We start from the raw sequence: 5,958 nt of genomic DNA on the forward strand, positions 1-5,958 counted from the left end.
AAAAATTAAAAATTAAATCTCACAATTTTTAATTTTGCATTTTTTTTTAATTTTGCATTTTTAATTTTTAATTGATTAAGTTGCTCCCCCATCCTCCCCATCTCCCCCTCTCCCCCGCTCCTTCATTTGAGTTTAATCATGCTAGACGCGAAGAACCACATTCGTCTCCTTACGCCGAAACTGCCTAGAGTTGAGTATCCATTGTTTGTATTTCTGCCCGGTATGGATGGTAGCGGTCAATTGCTGCGATCGCAAATTCCCAAATTAGTAGAGGGCTTTGACATCCGTTGTCTAGCCATCCCCCCTACTGACATGGCGAGTTGGGACGTACTTGTGAGCGAGACCATAGCCTTGATTGAAGCAGAAAAGGCAGCGGGAAATCATCGGTCTGTTTACCTGTGTGGTGAGTCATTTGGGGGGTGCTTGGCGATGAAAGTCATATTAGAGGCTCCTCACCTTTTTGAGCGGCTAATTTTAGTTAATCCCGCGTCTTCATTTAGACAGCAGCCTTGGATGGAGTGGGGTTCTTACCTGACCCAGTGGTTGCCCGCAAACATTTATCCTTTATCGATATTAGGGCTGCTGCCAGTTTTAGCGTCTTTAGGAAAGATTGGGAGGGGCGAGCGCCAAGCTTTGCTAGAAGCGATGCAGGCAGTGCCTCAGAGAACGACTATTTGGCGACTGGCTTTAGTGCGATCGTTCGATGTAGGGGAAAACCAGTTACGTACTATTAAACAACCAACGCTGGTAATTGCTAGCGGAGCCGACAGACTTTTGCCATCTTTAGCAGAAGCGAAACTTTTAGTCAAACGAATACCAAATGCCGAGATGATCGTGCTGCCAATGAGCGGACACGCCTGCTTGCTGGAAACAGATGTTGACCTCTACGCCATTATTAAAGAACACAATTTGCTGTTACAGCGGGACGAAGAACAACTGGCAGCAGTTGGTAGTTGAAGGAAGAGGGAAGAAGGAAGAAGGAAGAAGGAAGAGGGAAGGAGGAAGGAAGAAGAATTTTGAGTTGTCTTCTCATCAAAACTTACAACTTAAAACTCAAAACTTTTATCTTCTCCTTCCCCTGGCGCTAATTTCGTTTCAGCCACTTTTGAGCGTTGAGCCGCTGGACAACGCCGAACACCATCAAGTCCAACGTAATCTTACGTTCGTCAATTAAGAAAGGTTCCAAGGTACTGGTTTTAGTGCCGTTTTCCGCACAAGAAAAAGCTCTTTGAGCTTGGATATCTTCTTTAGGGAAATAGAGATTGAATTGCCGCTGACCTCCTTGGAACTTGCCAATAATTTGCCAGCATTCTTCTGCTGCATTCAAACCTGCGATCGCAAATTTTTGCTTAGCGAAAGTCAGGTCTAAATCCTTAACTCCCTGTTTGTCCAAAGCGGTCTGCAAAGCTGGCAAATAGTCTTGCTGAATAAAATCTGCAAAAGGCTTATCTTCCAAAGCAGGAGCCTTCTCCTTCTTCGGAGGCTTAGCTGCGGCGGCTTTATCAGCCGCAGGTTTAGCGGCTGGCTTTTTCGCCTCTGTCTTTTCCGCCTCTGGCTGAGGCTTGTCGGTACTGGGAATGTCACTTGTCTCTGGTTGGTCAGAACTCGGAGCCTGTTCTTGAGCAATTTCAGGAGTCCCCGCTTCCCCAGCGTTAGGATTTTTTACTTCTTCTGCCATTGATGCTACCTATCAAAGAATTCCGTTTTCAACAATAATTCTGGGTTCTCTTTTGCAGAGGTACGAGCGATCGCACCTCTACATTTTAAAGCTGCTTGGGCTATTTTAAATCTCAGCTACAGCGCGTTCAATCAAGCGGCGAGCAAGAGTTTGGACACCAGTGTGTTCGTAGTAGTTAGTAGTCATATCTAGGAAAGCACCCACATAGTCTACCTTGTCATCAGAAATTTCTACAAAATTCTGCAAATGACCGAGTACGTTTTGGGGAGTCAAACCTCGTTCGCTCACAAAATTGCTCATCCAGCCAGAAACCGAGGAGAAGCTTTCGCCAATGAAACCGAGCTGACCTGCGGGAGAACCCCCTGGAATCATACCGCTCAGTTGCTTAAAGCCTGGATTTTCTTCTAAATCCTTCGGTGAGAGCCTTTCGATCCAAGACTGAGTTGCCAAGATAAAGTTGGGGCCCAGGGGAATCAAACCATCAAAGCAGACTAAAGCAGCCATCCGCATCAAAGACTCGCCGCCGTAGTCACCCAGAGCTCCGGCAAAATCGCCGATACTGTCGCCAGGGATGCCGTTGATTTGACAAAAAGCCAAGAGTTCAACGACTAATTTTAATGATAGGTCAATGGTTTGGGCTTTTTCAGGCTTAGGGGTGAGGTTGCCAAGCAATCCCAAGAAGGGAACATTTTGGCCAATTTTGTTTGCTAAGGCTGCTGCACCCAGCGCACTCCCTGCACTGTCGATAGTTTGGTAGAGCCACAGAGCACGTTGGTATCCCTGGGATTTGTCGTTATAAAGGTAGATGGCGCGATCGCCTATTTGCTGGATTAGTTCTTCGTCAGTTTCGCCGGTGACAGTGCGGATCGTGTTTTCAAAGCCAACTAAATTATCCCATTGACCGGGGATGACAAAATCGAGCGCTCGCAGCGCTTTAACAGTCATGTTGTCTTTGGGAAGTTGATCTACTAATTCAAAGATGGTTTTGCTCATAACAGACAGGCTCCTTATTTTTGAGCGGATTGGACACTCTCACCCCACTCAGGCTGTGCCGCAAGTTCTGCCGAAGGGGAAATGAGATTATTGAGAGATAGGCGAACAAGGCGCAATGGCGTAAGCCTTACAGCCTTTAGGCACTTGCTGAAAATCCAGGGTGTAATTACTTATGAAATGAATAGTAGGTGAGTAACCCTCAGAAGGCTCAGTTTCAAAGGGTTGGAGGTTTTGCCAACCTGTATCTCATTACTGTGTCAATATCAAATGTAGAGACTGCGATCGCGCTTCTACAAGGTAGGCAGCCTTATTTGAGCTTGGCAAGGCCGCTGAGATTGAATTTTTCGAGCCAATCTTCGCGATCGCTGGCACTAAAAGAGGCAGCGCGGGACTGAACTTTCACCTGGTAGCGATTGGCTACTAGGACAGCGGTAGTAGTAGAGCCTTGTTTAACTGCGGGATAGCCGCCAATTTTCTGGGTACTCTTCTCGAATTTAGTTGCCGCACTGGGATTGCCAGCGAGGTCATTAATAGACAGCATTGCCACATCTTTGCCGCCTTGTTTCAACTTCGCTTCCGCAAAACCAGTTTTTTCCTGACTGAAAGTGCGAGTGTAGCCACCTCCGTTAGGAGGGAAGAAGCGATTTAACTTGCCTCCAGCTACGGGTTTGCTGGGAAGTTTCTGGGCATTAGTTGTTTGAGTAGGTTGTTGGGCGTTTGTCGGCTTTGTTTTAACAGGTTTTTGGGTACTTTCTTGCTGAGCGTTGTCCCAGCGGGTGGGGGCTTTATCTCCGCACGCCGTCACAAACAGCATCATCGCGATTAGAAAGGGAGCTAGGATTCTACGCATAGGGGGGAATTTCATCGCTATTTCCTCAAGAATTAGAGTTTATGGTAACAATTGTGACTTAATAGTTGCTTATCTGTCCTCTACCGCCGATTTCTAAGCCATTCCCAGCTAAGGGAGGAAGCTTAGTAGGCAACTTCACGGCAGTAAAGTTCGATTACGCAATTATTTCCCGTTTTGTTGGTTGGCGGCGACTCGGAGCTGGCGCGATCGCACAAGAGAGGATATTTTCTTTAGCGAGGGCAAGATTAGCGGCGATCGGCTCGTACCAAATCCGGGTTAGTCATCCCCTTTATTAGTAATAATCCGTCATTGCGAGCCAAGCGCAGCGCGTCAAGCGCAGCGCAGTTGCGAGCGTAGCGAAGCAATCTGAGGGTGTTGCGAGGTACGAAGCAAACTAAGCCCGAAGCAATCGCAGAGGCTAGGTGATTGCTTCGCTTCCCGCCACGCTTCGCTCGCGGCTTCGGCTTTTCGCAATGACAATAAAGGGGGTAGTAAAGCCGGGTTTGTTATCAGAAGGGGAAAAGTCTGCTGGCATCGCGCCCCCTCAACTCGAAAACTTCCTCTACCTTAGCTTTCCAGAAAAAAATCCCCCGCTTGTAACAGAGGATTTTTTTCAAAAGATGAGTTAAAGCTTCGCGGATTTTAACTCTAAGATGCTTACGAGGATTAGGCCTCGCTTTCTATGTAGATAAAAAGTAGACCCATAACTACCACTGGAAAAAGCCAAGTGATTGCTGGAATCAAGATCCAAGGCAAGAAAGAAGCTGCGTAGGAACCTGTCATGTTTAATTCTCCAAATCTAAAGTATTACAGTCTGGGAACAGGGATATTACTTAGAAGTAAGTAAAAGCTCTCACTGCTCAAAATTCTTAACAAAAGTCGGGATTGGAGAGTAATAATTCCTGCCCCAACCCCACCATTGTGAGGCAAAGCGTTTAGTTAACCAAGCCCCGGAAGATGGCATCTACGCCCTTGAAATTTTCCAGAAGGAAGTAGGCTACGAAAGCGCCGGCTGCACCACCGATGAAAAACCCAGCGGTTAGTTGGCTCCAGCCTTCACCAGTTTTCAGGGCTGCGGGAGTCTGGGAGTTAGCGCTTATTAAGCTGCTGTCCTCTTTGAAAGTGACTAAGCCGTAGGCAGACATACCGGCAGTGCCTAGCAGCACTAGGACGAGGGCTGTAATTAATCCGCCCAAATTAGCTGCTTCTGGATAATCCCGTAGAGGGCCGAAGACGATCTCCGGGCCCACGAGGAAGTAACCGTGTGCCAAACCAATCTCTAGACCCCGAACGATGGGGGACAGATTTTTGCGGTAGGCGGGTAGGTTGCCGATGAAAGTTTTGGTGAAATCAGAAGCACTGATGGGGGTGGCTAGATGACCCACGAATGGATCGCCGTTAAAGGGTTTAATGAGCTCTGCGTCTCTGGGATCGGCCATACTTTTTTTTCCTCACTTATTCAAAATTGCGATCGCAACTTAAGGTCATATTTTAAGCAGGGAGGGGTTGCGTAATTGCAGAATTGGCTGCCAGCTTTAGAAAAGTTCACTTTTGGTTGTCAGCCACAGCATTTTTATGGTTTTGACGATACCAGGAGGCGATGCGGTTTGGCGACACCCCAAGGAAATAGGCAATGATGACGATCTGGTTAATGAGGGTGGTTTTGAGGATGCCGAGTTTTTGCCAGCGACGGGCGGAGGTGAGAACATGGAGGGGAGAGAGCCCAATTTTTCCTTGTTGCTGTAATCGTCGGATCAGTTCAAAGTCTTCCATTATTGGCTGGTTGGGAAAGCCGCCGAGTTGTTGAAAGGTAGTGGTTTTAAGAAAAATAGCTTGATCCCCGTAGGGCATTTGGCAGTAGCGCGATCGCAGATTTACCATTTTTTCTACCAGTCGCAGACCGGGAGTTTTGCCATCTATTTTCAATTGGAAGGCCCCGGCAATGATTCCAGGTTGGGCTAGGATTTGTCTTACCCAAGTATCGAACCCAACAGGTAAAAGAGTATCGGCGTGGAGAAATAGCAGGATGTCGCCGTTAGCGGTGGCTGCACCGGCGTTCATTTGAGTGGCGCGGCCTACTAGGGCGGAGATAATTTTAACACCGGAGGCTGCCTCAATGCTGCCGTCTGTGCTCCCGCCGTCTACGACGATGATTTCTACTGCGGTGGCATTTTGGGCTTGGTTGATGGTTTGGGCGATCGCTTTGGCTTCATTTAATACTGGGATGATGATAGAAATTTTTACAGGTGGTGAATCTGGCATTGGCAATTTAACTGTTAATTGTTAGTTGTTGGTTGCTGGGGGGGTGACAGAGAGGCCTAAGAAATAGACCCAATCAGGATTCCAGCCCGTATACCCTGCTGGTAAAAACGACGTTTATTGGGAGTTATCTTCATTAATTCTTGAACGAGTTCAGAATGTTGTTCGAGATAATTTA

General features: G+C 47.3%; 8 protein-coding genes. 2 read left to right on the forward strand and 6 right to left on the reverse strand.

The annotated features are described in order from the left end of the window. Nucleotides 1-138: 138 nt before the first annotated feature. Nucleotides 139-957 carry an alpha/beta fold hydrolase gene (locus PN499_RS18040; RefSeq protein WP_272033478.1) on the forward strand — a complete coding sequence of 273 codons (819 nt, stop codon included), beginning with the start codon at nucleotides 139-141 and terminating at the stop codon, nucleotides 955-957. A gap of 127 nt (nucleotides 958-1,084) precedes the next feature. Here the strand turns inward: PN499_RS18040 and PN499_RS18045 are convergent, their stop codons facing one another. From PN499_RS18045 to PN499_RS18055, 3 genes are all read right to left on the reverse strand, one after another. Beyond that, nucleotides 1,085-1,678 carry a DUF2996 domain-containing protein gene (locus PN499_RS18045; protein WP_272033479.1) on the reverse strand — a complete coding sequence of 198 codons (594 nt, stop codon included), beginning with the start codon at nucleotides 1,676-1,678 and terminating at the stop codon, nucleotides 1,085-1,087. A gap of 105 nt (nucleotides 1,679-1,783) precedes the next feature. Beyond that, entirely contained in the window at nucleotides 1,784-2,671 is an 888-nt protein-coding gene (locus PN499_RS18050; RefSeq protein WP_272033480.1) for a hypothetical protein, read from the reverse strand. A 307-nt stretch (nucleotides 2,672-2,978) separates the two neighbouring features. Continuing rightward, entirely contained in the window at nucleotides 2,979-3,536 is a 558-nt protein-coding gene (locus PN499_RS18055; protein WP_272033481.1) for a hypothetical protein, read from the reverse strand. Nucleotides 3,537-3,586: 50 nt separating this feature from the next. On the opposite strand from PN499_RS18055, the gene PN499_RS18060 reads away from it, so the two are divergent. Continuing rightward, a complete protein-coding gene (locus PN499_RS18060; RefSeq protein WP_272033482.1) occupies nucleotides 3,587-3,817 on the forward strand; it encodes a hypothetical protein in 231 nt (76 codons plus the stop codon). 370 nt (nucleotides 3,818-4,187) lie between these two features. Here PN499_RS18060 and PN499_RS18065 read toward each other — a convergent pair whose 3' ends face one another. The 3 genes from PN499_RS18065 to PN499_RS18075 all read right to left on the reverse strand — a co-directional run bounded on the left by PN499_RS18065 (nucleotide 4,188) and on the right by PN499_RS18075 (nucleotide 5,783). Next, complete coding sequence (locus tag PN499_RS18065; protein ID WP_272033483.1) at nucleotides 4,188-4,304, reverse strand: photosystem I reaction center subunit VIII; 117 nt, start codon at nucleotides 4,302-4,304, stop codon at nucleotides 4,188-4,190. Between the two features lie 152 nt (nucleotides 4,305-4,456). After that, nucleotides 4,457-4,960 carry a photosystem I reaction center protein subunit XI gene (locus PN499_RS18070; RefSeq protein ID WP_272033484.1) on the reverse strand — a complete coding sequence of 168 codons (504 nt, stop codon included), beginning with the start codon at nucleotides 4,958-4,960 and terminating at the stop codon, nucleotides 4,457-4,459. Nucleotides 4,961-5,066: 106 nt separating this feature from the next. Beyond that, nucleotides 5,067-5,783 (reverse strand): TIGR04283 family arsenosugar biosynthesis glycosyltransferase, encoded by a 717-nt coding sequence (locus tag PN499_RS18075; protein WP_272033485.1) that lies wholly within the window; start codon nucleotides 5,781-5,783, stop codon nucleotides 5,067-5,069. Nucleotides 5,784-5,958 lie beyond the last annotated feature (175 nt).

It is taken from the genome of Kamptonema animale CS-326, from assembly GCF_028330895.1.
In the GTDB taxonomy this organism is placed as follows: domain Bacteria; phylum Cyanobacteriota; class Cyanobacteriia; order Cyanobacteriales; family Microcoleaceae; genus Kamptonema; species Kamptonema formosum.